Annotated in this window: 11 protein-coding genes; 3 read left to right on the forward strand and 8 right to left on the reverse strand. The window is 37.8% G+C overall.

Translation table 11 applies throughout. The annotated features are described in order from the left end of the window. Window positions 1–4: 4 nt before the first annotated feature. From JYB62_RS07445 to JYB62_RS07470, 6 genes are all read right to left on the reverse strand, one after another. On the reverse strand, window positions 5–859 hold the full coding sequence (locus JYB62_RS07445; RefSeq protein WP_205644773.1) for an ROK family protein: 855 nt from the start codon (window positions 857–859) through the stop codon (window positions 5–7). A 158-nt stretch (window positions 860–1,017) separates the two neighbouring features. Next, window positions 1,018–2,583: a SusD/RagB family nutrient-binding outer membrane lipoprotein gene (locus JYB62_RS07450; RefSeq protein ID WP_205644774.1), complete on the reverse strand. Its 1,566-nt coding sequence runs from the start codon at window positions 2,581–2,583 to the stop codon at window positions 1,018–1,020. Between the two features lie 31 nt (window positions 2,584–2,614). Next, window positions 2,615–5,743, reverse strand: a complete 3,129-nt coding sequence (locus JYB62_RS07455; protein ID WP_205644775.1) for a SusC/RagA family TonB-linked outer membrane protein — start codon at window positions 5,741–5,743, stop codon at window positions 2,615–2,617. A gap of 419 nt (window positions 5,744–6,162) precedes the next feature. After that, window positions 6,163–7,746 carry a SusD/RagB family nutrient-binding outer membrane lipoprotein gene (locus tag JYB62_RS07460; protein ID WP_205644776.1) on the reverse strand — a complete coding sequence of 528 codons (1,584 nt, stop codon included), beginning with the start codon at window positions 7,744–7,746 and terminating at the stop codon, window positions 6,163–6,165. 30 nt (window positions 7,747–7,776) lie between these two features. Next, window positions 7,777–11,094 (reverse strand): SusC/RagA family TonB-linked outer membrane protein, encoded by a 3,318-nt coding sequence (locus JYB62_RS07465; protein WP_205644777.1) that lies wholly within the window; start codon window positions 11,092–11,094, stop codon window positions 7,777–7,779. A gap of 435 nt (window positions 11,095–11,529) precedes the next feature. Beyond that, complete coding sequence (locus JYB62_RS07470) at window positions 11,530–13,692, reverse strand: glutamine synthetase III family protein (protein WP_205644778.1); 2,163 nt, start codon at window positions 13,690–13,692, stop codon at window positions 11,530–11,532. 234 nt (window positions 13,693–13,926) lie between these two features. Here JYB62_RS07470 and mtaB point away from each other — a divergent pair, with 234 nt between their 5' ends. The 3 genes from mtaB (at window position 13,927) to JYB62_RS07485 (ending at window position 17,840) form a co-directional block, all read left to right on the forward strand. After that, window positions 13,927–15,246, forward strand: a complete 1,320-nt coding sequence (mtaB, locus tag JYB62_RS07475; RefSeq protein ID WP_205644779.1) for a tRNA (N(6)-L-threonylcarbamoyladenosine(37)-C(2))-methylthiotransferase MtaB — start codon at window positions 13,927–13,929, stop codon at window positions 15,244–15,246. A gap of 67 nt (window positions 15,247–15,313) precedes the next feature. Further along, window positions 15,314–15,667: a DUF805 domain-containing protein gene (locus JYB62_RS07480; protein WP_205644780.1), complete on the forward strand. Its 354-nt coding sequence runs from the start codon at window positions 15,314–15,316 to the stop codon at window positions 15,665–15,667. A 154-nt stretch (window positions 15,668–15,821) separates the two neighbouring features. Continuing rightward, window positions 15,822–17,840 carry an alpha amylase C-terminal domain-containing protein gene (locus tag JYB62_RS07485; protein WP_205644781.1) on the forward strand — a complete coding sequence of 673 codons (2,019 nt, stop codon included), beginning with the start codon at window positions 15,822–15,824 and terminating at the stop codon, window positions 17,838–17,840. A gap of 11 nt (window positions 17,841–17,851) precedes the next feature. On the opposite strand, the gene JYB62_RS07490 is transcribed toward JYB62_RS07485, so the two are convergent. Then, complete coding sequence (locus JYB62_RS07490; RefSeq protein WP_205644782.1) at window positions 17,852–18,925, reverse strand: acyl-CoA dehydrogenase family protein; 1,074 nt, start codon at window positions 18,923–18,925, stop codon at window positions 17,852–17,854. Then, window positions 18,903–19,529: a nicotinamide riboside transporter PnuC gene (pnuC, locus tag JYB62_RS07495; protein ID WP_205644783.1), complete on the reverse strand. Its 627-nt coding sequence runs from the start codon at window positions 19,527–19,529 to the stop codon at window positions 18,903–18,905. Before pnuC ends, JYB62_RS07490 begins: the two co-directional genes overlap by 23 nt. Between the last annotated feature and the right edge of the window lie 89 nt (window positions 19,530–19,618).

Consider the following 19,618-nt stretch of genomic DNA (forward strand, 5'->3'; position numbering starts at 1 on the left):
CAAGTTATTTTTGATTGAATGGCAAACAAGCTCCAATTAAAGCTGCTTTTTCGCCCAATGCTGAAATTTTAAAAGGGACGGAATATCCCATTAATTTTAAATAGGAATAGGTTGATGGTAAAAAGTTTTCTGAGGCTAAACTTATTTTCCCGCCTAGCACAACTCCATCAGATTGAAGCCGAACCAGATAGGGGAACAAAAACTCACCCAAGGATCTACCAAATTCACTAAAGATTTTTTTTGAAACTTTGGGATCAATATCTTCTTTTAAGATCTCTTTGACACCTGATATATAAATTCCAAACTGTTCTAGAGCAATATCTTTAAACCAAGAAGTGCCAAGATAATCTTCTGCAATCCCATCACGAAAAGGTGCTGACCAAAGCTCCGCATCTTTAACAACATCAAAGACTTTTATGGCAGAGCCAAGCCCTGTTCCTAAAGTTATTCCAATGGAATTCTGGAATTCTTTCCCAGAACCTGCAAAGCTTTCCCCCAAAAGAAAAGCTTCTGCATCATTGGTAAATTCTAGTTGATCGGGTGAAATACGAAGGCTTTCTGCAAGTAAATTCTTAACAGAGAGTTGATATAGGGAAGCCATTTTTCCCTGATCTTTAATCAAAGAAATACCATTCTTATAATCATAAGGACCTGGCATTGCTATACCGACTTTAATATCTTTTGAACTCCCAGCTACAGCCAAAATAACTTTTGACCAAGTTTCTATAATCGAATCTTTGTCTTTATATGTATCGACAAGGCCTTCATGAAAGTCAGATAAACCTGCTTCCTTATTCCCTATCTGCACAGTAGCAGCTGAAATATGAGTACCCCCTATATCTACACCAATTAGTTTCATAAATAAAGAAACTACCTTTTGAGATTAGAATATTTAAAAAAGTCCATATAAGAAATGACGATCCAACAAAAATATTTTAATCAAAGAAAAAGATAGAGGTCTGGATGAACCAAGACCTCTATCTGAAAACATTCAAATCTTAAATAGGAAGATTGAAATTATTTTCCTCCGTCCCACCATACTTTAGTAGCAAAAAGATCGCCACCCATTCTGGTTACTGCGGCTTCGTAATTGTCAGGGTTAGCTCCTATTTCAGATTCCCAATATCTTAGTCTTCTTGGAATGAAATTACCTTCGAATGCATTAGGATCCTGTGTTGGAGTCAACTCAGGGTATCCAGTTCTTCTCCAGTTCGACCAAGATTCGATATCGTTCAAATAAGTTGCCGCCCAATACTCCTCACCTATTAATCTTAATTTTTCGGTATCAGATGCTGCATCAAATCCACGGCCGTCGATATATGCTTGAATCTCATCACTCGAAGTCACAAAAGATGGATCAAAATAAACCCAAGCAGATATTGCAGCAGCAACCCCATTACTAAAGTGAGTTGAAGGGCTACTAGAAATCCAACCTTTAATTGCAGCTTCAGCTCTCATTAATTCTACCTCGGCATATGAAATCAAGTAATATGGATCTTCCCAATCTAAATACTTTAGGTTGAGCATAGAGAAATTCTGCTGGACCGTTGTAAAACCATCAAGAGTTCCTGGAGGTACTGCATCTACCAAATTAGTAGAATTGTAGCCGTTTGGAAGACCGATTTGTTTATCTGGATCAGTAATCCAAGTTGACTCATTCTCTGGATCTCCCACACCGCCAGTAATGATCATCTTACGAGGGTCATTGTTAGAATCCATCCAGTTTAGGAAAGTCTCAGAAATCTTGCAATCTCTAGAGTACTTATAGGTGTTCCAATAACCATCATTCAATCCATTTCGGTTTACACCCTGAGGACCTGGAGCATAGTGAATAAATGCAATGTCATCATTACTGGTAAATGCACCACTTGTGTTAGCTTCATTAAACACAGATTGAGCAGTGGATGGGTCTACATTACTCATTCGCATTGCCATTCTCATTAAAAGAGAATTTGTAAATTTCTTCCACTTATCAATGTCGCCACCATACAAGAAATCCTGTGCGCCTAGTGATCTCGCAGAAGGAGAAAACTTATCTCTGGCTGCTTTTAAATCAGCAATCATAAGAGAATATACCTCTTGCTGAGATTGATAGGTAGGGAACCAATTTTCCTCAGATTCGAGTCCGTAACCCGCTTGAGTATAAGGAATATCCCCATACATATCGGTCATTCTCAGAAGATCAAAAACTCTCAAAACTGTTGCTGCCGCATTAAGATTTGCCTCATTTGGATCTTCAGCGGTTTTAGTAATCACATGTGAAAATAACCGAATAACAGCTGTAAAATGCCTCTCCATGTAAGCACCACTATACTGGGCACTGTAGAAATACTTATCCCCACTGAAATACCCTGCAGTAGATGCCGTGTGCTGAATCATCGTAGCTGCATAAAGCATGTTGGCTCTGGTGTTTTCATATTCTCCACCGATTCTCAAGGTGCCAAGAGAAAATAGATATCGCATATCGATATCTTCAACTGCGTTTTTATTAACATTTAGGTCTAATAAGTCTTGTTCATTACAAGAGGTGCCAAGTAGCAAAGTGCCTAGAATTAGACCGGTAATTTTATTTCTTAGTCTCATAGTTTCGTTTTTTTAGGTTAAACCTTCGGTCTTAGAAGTTAGCAGATAGATTAAATCCAATACTTCTGTTCGCAGGAACTGAGAAAAACTCTAATCCTTGAGAGTTTCCAGAAGTAGTGTATGCTGCCTCCGGATCAAGATTTGGCACATTTGACCAAAGAATAGCGAGGTTTCTTCCCACTACTGAAAGCGATAAAGACTGGAATGGAGTTTTATCTAAGACCTTTGCATTGAAAGTATACCCAAAAGAGAATTCCCGTAGCTTACCAAAAGAAGCATCGTAAACAACATTTTCTGAAACTTGGGAATATCGCTGCCAATAATTATCAATTAAGTACCTAGTCGGGTCAGAAGGGTCTGCTGGAATAGTCCATGTTCCCGGATCGCCTTCTGGAGTAACACCTGTAACAGTAAGGGTCCCATCTCTTCCAACCAAGGTGTTTTTATGAAGACCATTTTGGTAAGCAAAATAATTTGTACCTGACATCATTGATCCGCCTGATCTAAAGTCTATTAAAAACATTAAGCGGAAGCCTTTGTAGGAGAAGTTATTGCTAATACCTCCCGAAATAGGATGACGTCCTTCAGCAATTGTCTCATAGCCAGAGGTAGTTACCGGAAACCCGTTTGCATCATAAACAGGCTGACCATTTATTTCAAGCTGCTTAAAGCCAGCAATCATCCCAAGTGGCTGACCTACAATGTGTCGGATTCGCTCTCTACGAACTCGAGATTCGTCTAAATTGATGAATTCAATTGGGTCACCTGCCGCGTTATTTCCAAGGCTTAATACCTCTGAGATATTTCTTGCAAAGTTAAAGGAGATATCCCAACGAAAATCTCCAACTACTGGAGCTACATTTAAGAGTACCTCGATACCTCTGTTTTCCAATTCACCAATATTAACTGTAGTAGACCCGAAACCAGAAGTAGCTGAAATACCTGTATTTAGAATATCATCAGAAGTTCTTCTTTTATAATAAGCCAGATCTAAACCAATTCTATTTTCGATAAATCTTATATCTGTACCGATTTCCCATTCTGAAGATAAGTATGGACCTAAATTGGCATTAGGAATAGAGCCGTTGTTGATTTGACCCAAGCTTGATCCACCAATGTGTCCTGCTCCAACTAATCCATAAGTCAAGTTTAGTGCATAAGGATTTGGTCCTCCTCCACCTACTTGTGCCCATCCACCTCTTAATTTTACAAATGTCAAGAAATCTGGCATTTGAATCATATCTGAAATAACAGCACTTAGGCCTACCGAAGGGTAGATAATTTTATTGTTAGCTGGAGCTAGAGTAGAAAACCGGTCTTGTCTACCTGTGAGGTTCAAGAAAAGCATGTTTTTATAACCAAGGTTTGCTGCACCATAAATGGAGTTGATTCCGAACTCAGAGAACCCATATCCAAAAGAAGGTGCTGCGACATTAGTAACACTATGGAAAAATGGAACAACTAAATCATTTCCTCCTCCTCTTTTGGTCTCATTTACCCTTTTAAGCTGATTTCCACCCAAAAATCCATCGACATCAAAATCACCAAAAGTTTTATTGAAACCGATCATTACGTCGGCATTATTTTCTCGAACTGTTCTGGCTGTTGTATTATAACTTCCACGAGGTTTAAACGCCGTACCATATCCTTCGTAAGCATCTTCAGCTCTAACCTGAAAATCGGTACCATATCTACCTTGTACATAAAGCCAATCAGTGATATCATACCTCAATGACATATTTCCAAATACTCTATCAGTCACATCAGTTCTTCCCCATTGGTACGCTGCCCAATAAGGGTTAGTCTGGAAAACATTTCCTTGGTATCTCAATTCAGTTCCATCAGGATTTGCCCCAAGCTTGTTAGGGTCTCCTTTTATTACGTCTAAAGGAATATTTCCTGGTTTAACCACCATCGAGAAATTGGCATTTCCAGGTGAGTCAGATAGTCTTGGTCTATTATTTGCCTCTTGCTTAGAATATTGACCAGATACAGCTACCGTCAATTTACCCTGCTTACTGTTAACATTGATACTAGCTACATTTCTATCAAACCCGGCATTTGGAAGAACGTCATCATTTGTCAAATTTGAGAATGAGAATCTATAGCTAGTATTCTCATTGCCACCAAATAAGGCAACTGAGTTGTTCCAAGTGCTTCCTTGGCGATAGAAATCATTAAAGTCCTCACCTAAAAAAGAATATGGACGCTGTTGACCATCAAACTGGATAGCATTTGCTCCATCATATACACCTCCCCAACCATTAGTGGACGTATTCAAAGCTTCATCCTGAGTTCCAGGTTTTCTACCATCCTGACCCGGCCCATAGGTTCTTTGAAAATCTGTTCGGTCTACTACTTGATCAAAGGTGAAATTTGAGTTTACAGCAACTCCAACTCCTTTTCTGTTTTTTCCTTTTTTAGTAGTGATAAGAATAACACCATTTGCCGCTCTGGCTCCATAAAGCGCAGCAGCAGTATTACCTTTCAAAACTGAGATACTCTCAATATCATCAGCATTAATGGAAGAAAGTCCATCTCCTGCATCATTTCCTCCCCACATTCCTGCATTTCCTAAATTTCCTGATTCTATTGGTACACCATTAACTACATAAAGCGGCTGATCAGCTCCCGTTAATGAAGAACCTCCACGGATTACTACTCGAGTAGAACCTGCAGCTCCTGTGGAGGGAGGAGTTACATTTACCCCGGCCACTTTTCCAGTTAATGCGTTTCCGACATTAACTGCTCTAGATTCTGTAAATTTGTCTCCCGAAAGTTGTGTGACCGAATAGCCTAAAGACTTCTTGTCTCGCTGCATACCAAATGATGTTACCACAACTTCTGATAATTCATTCATATCTTCTTCAAGAGTAACATTTAGTTCAGTTAAATTCCCTACAGTAAACTCTTGTGAAGTATAACCGATGAATGAAAATACCAAAACTGAATTTGGTCCTACAGAAATTGAATACTCCCCTTCCACATTGGTGGTAGTACCTGTGCCATTCCCCCTATCAAGGATCGTAACTCCCGGCATAGGAAGACCGTCTGACGAGGCAGTCACCACGCCTTTCAAAACTCTCGTTTGTGCCTTAATATTTGCCATCAAGCCAAACATCAAGAATAGAGAGAAAGTAATTGATAAAACTTTTCTCATAATTGGTAATAAATGGTTAGAAATAATTGAGTTAAATAAAAGCGCTCGAAATCAAATTTTTAAATCTTTCAAAAAACCGAAAAGCAAGAAAATTGAAACGCTAAAAGAATAGTTATTAATCCCTTTATAGCATAAGCAATTTCAAAACTCGAATCAATCACTATTATGTCGAGTAAAGCTATATATTTTCAAAAATTTTCAAAAATATTTGTATAATTTTTTATGTAAGAAAATTCTATTTTTTCTTTTTTTTTAGAAAGTTAGTAAAGTAAACAAGTTTTTTACAACATATAATCTGGTAAGTTATTAGTTATATGAAATTTTATTTGAATAATTCATGGATATTTATGGATATTTGGTATAAAAAAAGCCCCTCAATTACATTGAGGGGCTTTTTAATAAAACACTACCTAAAAAAATTAATTCACATCCCAGAAAATGGTGTTCATCAATTTATCATCAGGCTGTACTACAGAATAATTTTCTGTATTGTAAGTCTGTTCAGACCCAGGATACATCCATCTTGCTGGAGGCAAGCTCTGCTGATTAGAGTTATCTTCCCAGAATTCAAGGTCCACTTTACCCAATCTTCTTAATTCATGCCAGCTTTCATTTGATTGAACCACATTGAAGTGTAACCATTTTTGCTCAGCAATTAATTTAAGCTTCTCCTCAGAAGATCCTGCCATATCCCAAGAAACATCATCCATAGATAAGTAAGCATTGATCGATTCTTCGGTAGGAACAATCGGATCACCTGATTCTGCATTATTACTGATACTTCTTAGGTATTCGTAAAAATCAACAGACTGTCGAATTGCTTCTTCATAATGGGTCTTCGCCATCATACCCTGATTTTCCTTCAGGTAATATTCAGCTGCCATCAAATGTACTTCTGCCGCTGTAATGATTAAACCTGGGAAATACTGGTTTCTACTGATGGTAGAGTGATTGTAGATACTCAAAGTTTGAGTCAATACCAAAGCGTTCTGATCTGTAGGGTTCATCAATGGATCCAAACCAAGGTACTCGCCTTCTGCATTCTCTCCTGGTTGAAATACATAAGTTAATCTAGGATCCTCATTTCCTACCATGTGATTCAAAATAGCTTTTCCGGCAATGTTGCCACCCCAATCTTCCAAACCACTCTGGAAGTTATTAGCAGGCATCAAAGTCCCTAAAGTATGGATTCGGAAAAGGATATTACTGTCATTATCAGAAACAATTGGATACTGTCCCGGATTCGACAAAATAGTACCGATTTCAGTTTTTGCTCTAGCGCTGAACTCACTAGTACCGCTTACTCTAGTCAACATCCTTAATCGTAAAGAATTGATATATTTCAACCACTGATCTATATCTCCACGGTTGATCAAGTCTTGAGTCCTGAATTCAATTTCAATAGCAGGATTGATTTGTAGTGTACGTAACTCATCAGCAAATCCAGCCAAATCATCTAACATCTTGGAATAAATATCACTTGCTTTATCATAACCAGCATATGATTTAGTATAATCCCCTCCATTAGTACTTAGCATACCTGCCTCTGACCAAGGAATATCCCCATGCAAATCGACTACTTGCTGAGTATGGTCATAGAAGTAAGTAGCTGCAGCAATCATAAATACACGATTATCAACTTTCTCCTCTTCAGACAAGGCATTATATACTTTCTCAAGCTCTCTGTATTGAGCCACGAAATTGTAGTAATTATTCCAACGGTCATTTACTGCCGCAGAACCAGGCACATATTGATTTTCAACATTCACCCATCCTACTGCCTGTGTATATCTATTGGAAGTAATTCGCTTAATCACAAAGTAATCCCAATAAGTAGGCAATACAGATTGACGGTTGGTATAAATCATTCCAGTAAACTGCTTACCCACTGAGGTTTCAGAAAGCTTCGAAGGATCCGTGTAATTATCTTCAAAATCTGCTGTAGTACAACTCACCGAGAAGCCTATTAGCATAATGTATATTAATATTCTATTGATATTCATCTTAATCATGTTTTTATCTTATATCAATTATTAGAATCTAGCTCTTAACATAAAACCCCATGTTCTAGTAGCTGGGTTGGTACCTGCACTAGTCAACGTTTGAGTCCATCTAGATCCACCAGTCAATACTTCTGGGTCTAAGTCCTTGATATTTCTATATAAGAAAAACAAGTTTCTACCAAATACAGAAAGGTTCACATTGGAAGCTCCAATTTTAGAAGTGATTTGATTTGGAATAGTATAGCTCAAAGACAATTCTCTCATTTTGACATAGTCATTGTCCTTTATATACAATTCATATCTAGACTGGCTATACTGAGGACCACCCCAGTTATAGGTATTCCAATAATAATACGCTTGAGAAATTACATTAGAGTTTGGAGAACCATCAGCAACAACTCCATCCATCACCATACCATCGTGATAAACAGTTTCACCATTTGGTCCTTGTGCTGCAGAATGATCTACTTGGATTCCTTGTCCATTTTCATTTACATAATAAGCCAAACCACCACTTGCTTCGTCCATGTAGTTCAAACTCTTTTCAGTCAACCCTCGGCTAATCATCCAGTTAATACCTGTTGGCATTACACTACCTCCGATTTGGAAATCAACGACTGCTGAAAGGGAGAAATTCTTATAATTTAACTCATTAATAAAACCACCTACAGCATCTGGCATGGCATTACCCACTTGAATCCAGTTTTGATTATCGATTTTATATAAACCATTTGGCTGAACGATTTTATTACCATTTGCATCTGTTGCAATTGGTCTAGCGTAAAAATCACCCATTGGTCTACCTACCACAGAACGAAGTTGAGCCGCATTTCCATCATAATCAGCATGAAGAAGTTCAGTTGCATTGTTAGCCAACTTTTCAACTTTGTTCATATTTTTAGCAATGTTTAGCGTCATATTCCAACCGAAGTTCGCAGTCTGAACGATCGTTCCATTCAATGAAATTTCAACACCTGTATTTCTCAACGTACCGATGTTTGTCAATACAGATCTAGCTCCTGAAGTAGTAGGCAAAGTCAACGGTAAGATTTGGTCTCTGATCTGAGCATTGTAGTAAGAAAGGTCTAAACCGAATCTATTGTTGAAGAATCTAGTATCTAAACCAAATTCAAATTCATGCTTCTGTTCTGGCTTAATACCATCGTTTCCGAAAGAACTAGAAATAGTAGTGTATAGTACATTCCCTCCACCTGGCTGCTGAACACCCAAAGAGTTTTGAGAGTAAGCAATATTTGCTCTATAGATATCTGGATAGTTACCTACGATACCCCATGATCCTCTCAACTTAGAGAAAGTGATAAATTGAGGTAATTGAATGGCATCAGAAATTGCAAAACTGGTATTTACAGAAGGATAAACAAATGCATTATTGTTAGGATTCATAGTAGAAATTCTATCTCTACGAACCGTACCCTCAACAAACCAAATGTTTTTATAATCGAAATTAACTGTTCCAAGAAATGCATCAATTACTCTATAAGATCTATCAGAACCAGAGTTAGGGATATTTGTGGAAGCAACAATATCAAATAGATTTTCGGTACTTAATCCACCATTGGTACTTCTAGACACATTGCTAAAACTTTCTTTTCTTGCAGTATAACCACCCATAGCACTCAAAGTGATTTCATCTGTAAGTCTTTTAGTGTAAGTCAACATCAAGTCCCCATAAAGAATGCTGAATAATTCAGTATTCATCCCAAATGCTCCTGAAGGTCCGAAAGCCAAAGGACGAGTAGAATAATTACTGAATTCTGAATATCTATTCGTGAAGTCAGTAGATAGACGAGCTCTTAATTTCAAATCATTAGTAATCTGGATATGATTAGTCAAACTACCAATTACTCTGTTACTCAATTCGGAAGCTCTATTTTTGTTTACTCTCCATACATAGTCAGCAATATCTCCTCTGAAACCATTACCGGTAATATTTTCTTCAGGAGTCAAGCTTTGTCCATTGCCTGTCACAAATCTATAACCACGGCTCGTTTGATATCTATCAAGATACCACTCACCATTATCGAAACGTGTCATCATCCCACCGAAGTTATTGATCATTCGGTCAATGGAATAAGGACGGTTCTTAGTGTTCTGATTGATGTAATTCACCATCAAATCCACCTTCCAATTTTTGTTTACTTGATAGCTTGAATTCAGGTTAACAATGTTTTTGCTGTTTTTAGAATTCAAACTCAATGATTCATTGTCTTGACGAGTCAAAGAAAGACGGAAATTTGCCTTATCAGTACTATTGGAAATAGCCACGTTAACATTTGAACTTACCGGACTATTGAATAAAGCTGCATAGTTATCTTGTTGAGCTACATATGGTCTGGAAATTCCATCCCAAGCTTGCATTGGCTGACCATCGAATACTGGCCCATAGTTAGTGGTTGTATTCGGTACAGTACGGATTCCATCTTGCGTATAATTAAAGCCATCTTCTGCTTGCCCCAAATTCTGGATATGAGCTGGCATACCAGGACCTCTTACATTTTGGTATCTTGGCAAATAGGCAATCTTATCTAAGCTGACATTCGCATTAAAGTCAACTTGCATTCCGTTTTTACCTGCAGTTCCTTTTTTGGTGGTAATTAAAACAACACCATTAACCGCCTCTGAACCATAAAGTGCAGCTGCAGAGGCTCCCTTTAAAATGGAAATATTATCAATATCTGCTGGATTTATATCTAGTAAGCCATTTCCTCTTAGTCTTTGATCACCCCAATAGTTGTTGTTGGTAACTTCTTCATTTCGAATTGGCACCCCGTCCAAAACAATAAGTGGCTGGTTTTTACCCGTAATCGAATTAATTCCTCGAATCTGAATATTGACCGCTGAGGTAGCCCCCCCTGCCCCTGTTTGGATTCTAACACCTGGAGCTTTACCATAAAGTGCAGATGCGACGTTTGGATTACCTACTTTAATCAATTCGTCAGCTTTGATTGTACTAGTAGCATAACCCAATGATTTTTCACTCTTGTCCATACCAAAAGCGGTAACGACAAATTCGGACAGTTCACTTGCATCCTCCTCCAAATTAATATTGATCTCAGATTGATTACCTACCACTACTTCCTGAGCAGCAAAACCAATAAAAGAAAATACCAAAACTGAATTCGGTCCAACAGAAATAGAATACTCTCCATCAATATTCGTGGTAGTACCCGTCTGGTTGCTCTTGTCCAAAATTGTAACACCCGGCATGGGCTCTCCATCCGGTGAAGCTGTCACAACTCCTTTCAAAACTCTTTTCTGAGCCTGTACCATAGCCGTGGCACAAAAGATCATAACCAGAGTCAAAGCAATTGATAAAACTTTTCTCATAGCAATTAATTAATGATTAGAAAATAAATGAGTTAATAGACAGACTAGGGAATACCTACTAATTACTTGGCCTTTATAACTAAAGATTACTTAAAAGTTTGTTTCCGGAAAAAATTCAAGGAGAAAACTTTAACATCTTTCTAGTATACACTAGTCTGTGTGGTAAATCTATAAATTTCAAAATCCATTCAAAACAATTAGATAATATTTTTTGTTGAAATAGGATATTTATTTAATTTTTTTACAAAAGTAAGTTCATAATTTAATTATTTTAAGTATTTACTCTTTTAAATAATCAATATTTATTCTTGAACTAATAGCAATAAATAAAATTTCCTTCTTTAAATTAGGACTTAATAAATTTTTCTTAAAGGTAAAAGCATAAAAAAAGCCTCTCAAATGAATGAGAGGCTTTTGTACTTTTCGAGTTAAATATTATCTCAAAAACAACATTTCTCTATACTTCACTAGTGGCCAAGACTCATCGTCTACCAATAATTCCAGCTTATCAACAGCATATCGGATTTTATCGAAATAAGCTTCTTTCACTTCAGTCTGATAGCCTTTAGCCATTTTCACAATATCTTCTTCTTTGTTGAGCTTCTTACGAGCTTCAATCATTGCAGTGATATTGGATTTCAAAGATTCAATATGTTTAGAAACTTCTTTGATCGTTGCTACAGCAGCGGTATGATCCAAGCCAAGGCTTTTCAAACCGTTCGCATTTTCAATCATCTTATTCTGATAAAGAATGGCTGTAGGAATAATGTGATTCAATGCCAGATCCCCCATCACTCTACCTTCGATTTGAACTTTCATAATGAAGTTTTCCAACATAATCTCATGACGCGCATGAATCTCAATCTCATTCATCACGTTGTGTCTTTCAAAAAGCTCTTTGGTAGCCTTCCTCTGATACACGTCAAGTGCAAGTGGAGTAGACTTCAAGTTAGACAAACCTCTTTTTTCGGCTTCCTTAGCCCAAGCTTCAGAATATCCATCTCCTTCGAACCTTACTTTCTTGCTATCCTTGATGTATTTTCTTAGTACATTCACTATAGCAATTTTCTTCTCCTTACCTGCAGCCATCTCTTTCTCGATATCCTTATACATACCTTTCAAGACATCTGCTACAATTACGTTAAGGGCAGTCATTGGACCAGCAACATTGGCTTGAGAACCTACCGCACGGAACTCAAATTTATTTCCAGTAAATGCAAATGGTGAAGTTCTGTTACGATCAGTGTTATCAAGTATGATTTCAGGAATCTTAGAGATTCCTAACTTCATATACATGTTGTCACCTTTCTCTATTTTGATATTTCCATTTTTCTCAAGTTCATCCAATACCTCAGTAAGAGTAGCACCTAAGAAAACAGAAATAATTGCAGGAGGAGCTTCGTTAGCACCTAATCGGTAGTCATTACCCGCAGAAGCAATACTTGCTCTTAATAAATCTGAATGATCATATACTGCTTTGATAGTCGCTACTAAGAAAGTCAAGAACTGAAGATTCTCTCTTGCAGAACTACTTGGCTGGAACAAGTTTACTCCGGTATCAGTAATCAATGACCAGTTATTATGCTTTCCACTTCCGTTGACACCAGCAAATGGCTTCTCATGGAACAACACCTTCAAATTATGCTTTTCAGCAACTTTGTCCATCACATCCATCAATAATTGGTTGTGATCGGTTGCTTTATTGATTTCTTCAAACAAAGGAGCTACTTCAAACTGACCTGGAGCCACTTCATTGTGACGAGTCATTACTGGAATACCAAGCTTATGAGACTCAATTTCAAAGTCAACCATAAAGTCCTTTACCCTAGTAGGGATAGTACCGAAATAATGATCATCCAATTGCTGACCTCTGGCTGGGCTATGTCCAAAAACGGTTCTACCTGCCATCACCAAATCCGGTCTTGCAGCAAACAACGCTTTATCTACTACAAAATATTCTTGCTCTACTCCAAGAGAAGGGAATACCTTTTTCACATTTCTGTCAAATAATTGGCAGATCTGCACGGAAGCATCATTGATTGCTTCCATAGATTTTAACAATGGAGTTTTGTAATCCAATGCCTCTCCTGTGTAGGAAACAAAAATAGTTGGGATACAAAGCGTGTTTTCAAAAATAAATATTGGAGAAGAAGGATCCCAAGCGGTATAACCTCTTGCTTCAAAAGTAGATCTGATCCCTCCATTTGGGAAAGAAGACGCATCTGGTTCTTGCTGAACTAAGGCACTACCTTTAAACTTTTCCAATCCGCCTAAAGCATCGAAAAAGGAATCATGCTTCTCAGCAGTAGAACCTGTCAATGGTTGGAACCAGTGAGTATAATGTGTTACTCCTTTCGCAAGAGCCCAAGTTTTCACTGCAGATGCAATTTCCTCAGCAGTTGAAACATCTATTTTTGAGCCTTTATCGATCGCTTCCATTACCTTTTTGAAAACGGATGGAGCCAAAGACACTTTCATTTGAGCAGTTCCAAATACGTTTTCGCCAAAATAATCGGATATTTTGGTAGATGGTGCTTTTACAGCAGATCGCTGTCTAGCCTGCACCATTGACAAGGCTTGTTGTCTGAGTGTTGCCATTTCTACAAAGTGTGGTTTAAGATTATACTCACAAAAATAGAAAAATACTGACTCGAAAATGAAAATGACCAAAATTTGAGCTCATTTTTTGAAAAATTTACAGTTTTATCAAAAAAACATGGTCTTTTTCACACCATTTCGTTCAAAAAAGTGATTTTCCGTTCTGAAATTAGAAAATTGAAAACAAGTAGACTTTAATTACCTTTGCATTCTCAAATAAGCTGGAGATTAATTGTGAAAAAGGTAGCATTTTATACACTTGGATGTAAACTCAACTTCTCGGAGACGTCTACTATTAGTAGACAGTTTGAAGATAAAGGATATTTAAAGGTGGATTTTCAGGATAATCCTGACATTTTCATCATTAATACTTGCTCGGTAACCGAGAATGCAGATAAAAAATGTAAGAAGATAGTAAAAGAGGCTAAAAAGATCTCTCCCAATTCTTACGTGACGATCATTGGTTGCTATGCCCAATTAAAACCGAAAGAGATTTCGGAAATAAAAGGAGTCGATGCAGTGTTGGGTGCAGCAGAAAAATTCAGATTAATCGAGTTATTGGATGATTTTGCCAAAGCACAGGACACCAAAATCCTAGCCTCAGAAATCCAGGAAGCTACTACTTTCAACAATGCCTACTCCATCAATGACAGAACACGGACTTTTTTAAAAGTTCAGGATGGCTGCAACTACGGATGCGCATTCTGCACCATTCCATTGGCAAGAGGAAAAAGTAGAAGTAACACTATTGAAAGTGTCGTTGCTTCTGCAAAAGAAATAGCGAGTACCAAGGTCAAAGAAATCGTACTAACCGGAGTTAATATTGGAGACTTTGGAATAGTCGATGGTAAAAGAAATGAAAAATTCGCTGACCTAGTCTATGCTCTTGATGAAGTGGAAGGAATTAGTCGATTTAGGATTTCTTCTATTGAGCCCAACCTACTCACCAATGAAATCATCAGTTTTGCTGCCCAATCCAAAAGATTTGTACCCCATTTCCATATCCCATTGCAATCCGGTTCTAATACCATCTTAAGAAAAATGGGGAGAAGATACCTTCGTGAATTATATGAAGACAGGGTCTCCAAAATCAAGACCTTGATGCCGCATTCCTGTATAGGAGTAGATGTTATTGTAGGGTTCCCAGGAGAAACAGACGAACTATTTCTAGAAACCTATAATTTTCTAAACGAACTGGATATTTCATACTTGCATGTTTTTACCTACTCTGAGCGTGCAAATACCAGGGCAGTAGAAATGGAAGGTGTCGTTCCGATAAAAAAAAGAAACGAACGTTCCAAAATGCTCCGTATACTTTCTGAAAAGAAAAGGAGGAAGTTCTACGAAGAAAACCTGGGAAAAACATTTACAGTACTATTTGAAGAGGACATAGAAAATGGGAAAATTCACGGATTTACCGAAAACTATATACGTGTTTCGGCCAAATATGATCCCATGCTAGTCAATGAATTGAAAGTGGTTACTTTGGATAAAATCAACGATGAAGGTACTGTCGAGGTAATCGAACCAGAGTATGTTTACGAGAAACATTGAGTATAAACTAGAGTTGATGCAAATTCTGCTTTGAAAACAACTTCCTATCAGGCTCGTTAGTTAAAGTATGAATTCAACATTTAAACCAGAGGGAAGAATAACTAGAAGGAAGTATTTATGGATGTTCATGGTTTTCTATTTCATCAACATTCTATGCTTATTGTTAATATGGGATAGTTTCCAAACTGAGTCATGGATGATATTCTATGGAGCTGGCGTAGCTCTAATAGCTTCGATCAGTATTTTGATGGTGCAAGCCATTAAAAGACTCCATGATATTGGTCTGGATTGGAGATATGCCTTTTATTTATTGATCCCACCTCCAATCAATTTTATAGGTTTTATTTGGCTGGCCGCAAAAAAAGGTCAGAAAGGAAAAAATCAATATGGTCCAGACCCTAGAAAAACAGATATTGTTTGATTTTGGACGTATTTTATAATTTAGTATATAAATCAGAGCGGTAAGAATTAAATTTTCTTACCGCTTTTAATTTTTCAATTCACCACAGGAATGAAAAAAAGAAGGACATGCTTGATTCCATTTACATTTTTCTAAATTAAGCCAAGTAAATTTCATGTTTGTGAGAAAGTCCGCCCCCCTCAATTTAGTACTAGACGAGCCTTGGCTTGAAAAATACAGTGATAAGATTTCTCTTCGATGGAGCAAATACCAATCAGCTATCCAAGAAATCGAAAATTTCTGCGGTGATATTCTAGAATATGGTAGCAACCATCAATTTTATGGAATTCATTTCGAGAGTTGGAGAAATGGTTGGGTCTATAGGGAATGGGCCCCTGCAGCAGAAGCACTTTATTTTTTTGGGGACTTTAACGATTGGGATCGACAATCCCACCCTATGAAAAAAAATCCTCGTGGAGATTGGGAAATTTTCTTACCCTTTGATCAATATAAAGATACGTTCGTCCATGGTTCAAAGGTAAAGGTCCATGTCATTGGTGCCAATGGGGCTTTGGATAGAATTCCCGTATACATCACTCGGGTAATTCAAAATGATGAAACACATGATTTTGCCGGTCAAGTGTGGTTTGATTCTCCTTTTCCCTGGACCGACCAAGATTTTTCTTTAGCAGAAAGTAGAAAACAACCCTTAATATATGAGTGCCATATCGGGATGGCACAGGAAAAACTAGGCGTAGGGACATATCAAGAGTTTGAGGAAAACATCTTGCCACGGATCAAATCAGCTGGATACAATACCATCCAGCTCATGGCTGTCATGGAACACCCCTATTATGGATCATTTGGTTATCACGTGTCAAATTTCTTTGCTCCCACTTCTCGTTTTGGAACACCAGAAGAATTAAAATCTCTGATTAATACTGCCCATAAGATGGGAATTGCAGTGGTAATGGATATTGTTCATTCACATGCAGTAAAAAATGTGAATGAAGGAATCAACGAATTTGATGGAAGTGATCACCAATACTTTCATGCCGGCCCAAAAGGATATCATGAAGGTTGGGACTCTAAAGTATTCAACTATTCAAAAAGAGAAGTCCAACAATTCCTCTTGAGTAATATCCGATATTGGATTGAAGAATTCCATATGGATGGATTTCGTTTTGATGGAGTGACATCCATCATGTACCTCCACCATGGATTATTCATGGATTTTGATAATATCGATTTATATTTTGATTCCAATGTGGATGATGATGCCATTCTTTACCTACAACTTGCCAATACATTAATCCACAAACTAAAGCCTCAAAGTATTTCAATTGCGGAAGATGTCAGCGGAATGCCTGGACTTTCCAGAAAAATAGAAGATGGGGGAATAGGCTTTGACTTCAGAATGGCTATGGGTGTTCCGGATTATTGGATCAAAACCCTTAAACATAAGCAGGATGAGGAATGGGATATGTTTGAGCTTTGGCACCAATTATCCAACCGTCCGGTCAAAGAGAAATCCATCGCCTATGCCGAAAGTCATGATCAGGCATTAGTTGGAGATAAATCGCTGGCATTTTGGCTGATGGACAAAGAGATGTATTTCAGCATGTCTTTACTACAGCAAAATTTGGTGGTAGACAGAGGGATCTCCTTACACAAATTAATCCGTATGATTACGCTTTCCTTAGGGGGAGAAGGATACCTTACTTTTATAGGAAATGAATTTGGACATCCTGAATGGGTAGATTTTCCAAGGGAAGGTAATAATTGGAGTTACCAATACGCCAGAAGACAATGGTCTTTAGTAGATGATCCTTTACTTCGTTATAGGCAATTAGCTGCTTGGGATAAATCCATGATTCAATTGGCAAAAGACTTTCAAGTTCTGGCTTCTCAACATGCACGCCAGTTACACCTAGATCCAAATAAAAAAATTCTCGCTTATGAACGAGCAGGTCTCGTCTTTGTATTTTCCTTTCATCCTACAGAATCTTTCTCAGGTTTTGCTATCCAAGTACCTTGGCCAGGTTCTTATCAAATGATTTTAAATTCCGATGAAGAGGAATTTGGGGGATTTGAAAGATTAGATGCAAGTACCACCTTCCTAACCAATGAAAACCAGGGCTTACTTCTTTACATCCCTAACAGGACCATGATGGTTTTGAAGCGAAAGGATTAGTAGCCCCGATTTTAAAATGGAAAGATCAATAAGGCATGTTGACTTACCGTATTAAAATCTCTCCATACTCTATTCAATTCAGTATGGGTTTTTGCTGCTTCCAATCCCGAAAATGGATAAAGAACTGCATGATACTCCCTGCATTTATGACTTAATTTTCTAGCGGACTTACTGAGTGATTTCAAATTCTTTTTGGAGATTTTTCCATGTATTCCCAATTCATCCCAAGACTTGTCTACCTCTTCATAAAACTCATTCCTAAACTTATCCAGTTTCTTTTTCTTCTTTTCAAGTATCTTTTGAAAATAGCTCAAATGTTTTTGGTCATACTTCCTGTAATAATGTCGCTTCCAAAAAGATTCCTCAATCAAATCAATCAAATGTTGTGAAACACCCAAAACATTTACTGCCAGCGTAGCCTCCGCAAATTGTAAAAAAGGGAATTTGTAAATTGAATCTTTGAGTGTGGTTTTATCAGGCTTTATTTCAAATGCTCTATATGCAGGCACCTTGATTTTCTCTGCTTTGAATGCATGACTTCCCGTGGCAATCATTCCCATGTAATTCCATCCATCTAGAATCTCCACTTCATTTTTCTCTAGCAAAAAGGCTTTGACCAATGGGTTTCCTTCTTCATCCATTAAGGGCTTCCCATTTTCGAGAATTTCGCAATTCGCCGTAAAGTTGGTGGCATGCAACGCTCCTGATGCATAGGTCCAACTTCCTGAAATCTCATATTCTCCATTTACAAAGTCTGCTTTCCCTCCTACAAACCCACTCCCTGCCAGGCATAAGTTAGATGCTGGAAACACGCTATTTCTCAATTGCTCATTCATGAAGCCTACAAACCAACCTGCCCCCGCACACAAAGTAATTGTCCAGCCTAAGCTTCCGTCCAGCCTGGCTAGTCGCTCTTCTATTTGTAGTGCTTCTGGGAACGAATATGCCAACCCACCCAATTCTACCGGTACGAACATTTTAAACCATTTCTCTTGATAGATCAACTCAAGCCACTCATCAGGAAGGGATCCTAATTTTTCCGCCTTAATGGCGAGCTCATGGTTAAATAGCTTTGTATCCTTCATGCTTTTTCTCTAGTTCTTTTTTCCAATCCAAATAACCAAAAATGGCTACGATGAATAGAAACAGGGTTAAAAATGAAACTAAGATCAATTGTTTGTGATATAGCAATGGAATAGCCACTAAGTTTGAAATATTCAGCCAAATCCAATTTTCAAGCTTCCGTTTTGCCAAAAGCCACATTCCTGCCCAAGCGGTGGAAGAAACGAAGGCATCTATCACAGGCACATCTGAATCGGTAAAGAAGCGAAGGGCGATATACAATAAAACCCATCCCCCTAATGCAATAGACCAAGTGATTTTTTGATCTTTCGGGCTACTTCTGGATATTTTGCTAGCTCCTGAGCTGGTTCTGTTTTTCCACATAGCCCAGCCATAAATACTCATTACCAAATAATACCCATGCAACAGTGTTTCTGCATACAGCTTCGCATTAATCAATAAAAAGGAGGAACATAAAATACCGATGATTCCTGCAGGGTATAAAAGCACACTATTTTTCCGGGCCAACAACACTTCTGTCACTCCAAAGCTCACAGCAACCCATTCGAGCAAACTCGTATTCCTGATCTGCTGCCAGAGCAGATTCAATTCCATAAAATTTTCCATTTGAATAATTTGTTATGATTATTCAAAAAAGGGAGAACAATTCATCTTATCCCTACGCCGGCATTACCCGGATCAGGTGCTCAGTAATT

It is taken from the genome of Algoriphagus lutimaris (genome assembly GCF_017051705.1).
Classification (GTDB): Bacteria; Bacteroidota; Bacteroidia; order Cytophagales; family Cyclobacteriaceae; genus Algoriphagus; species Algoriphagus lutimaris.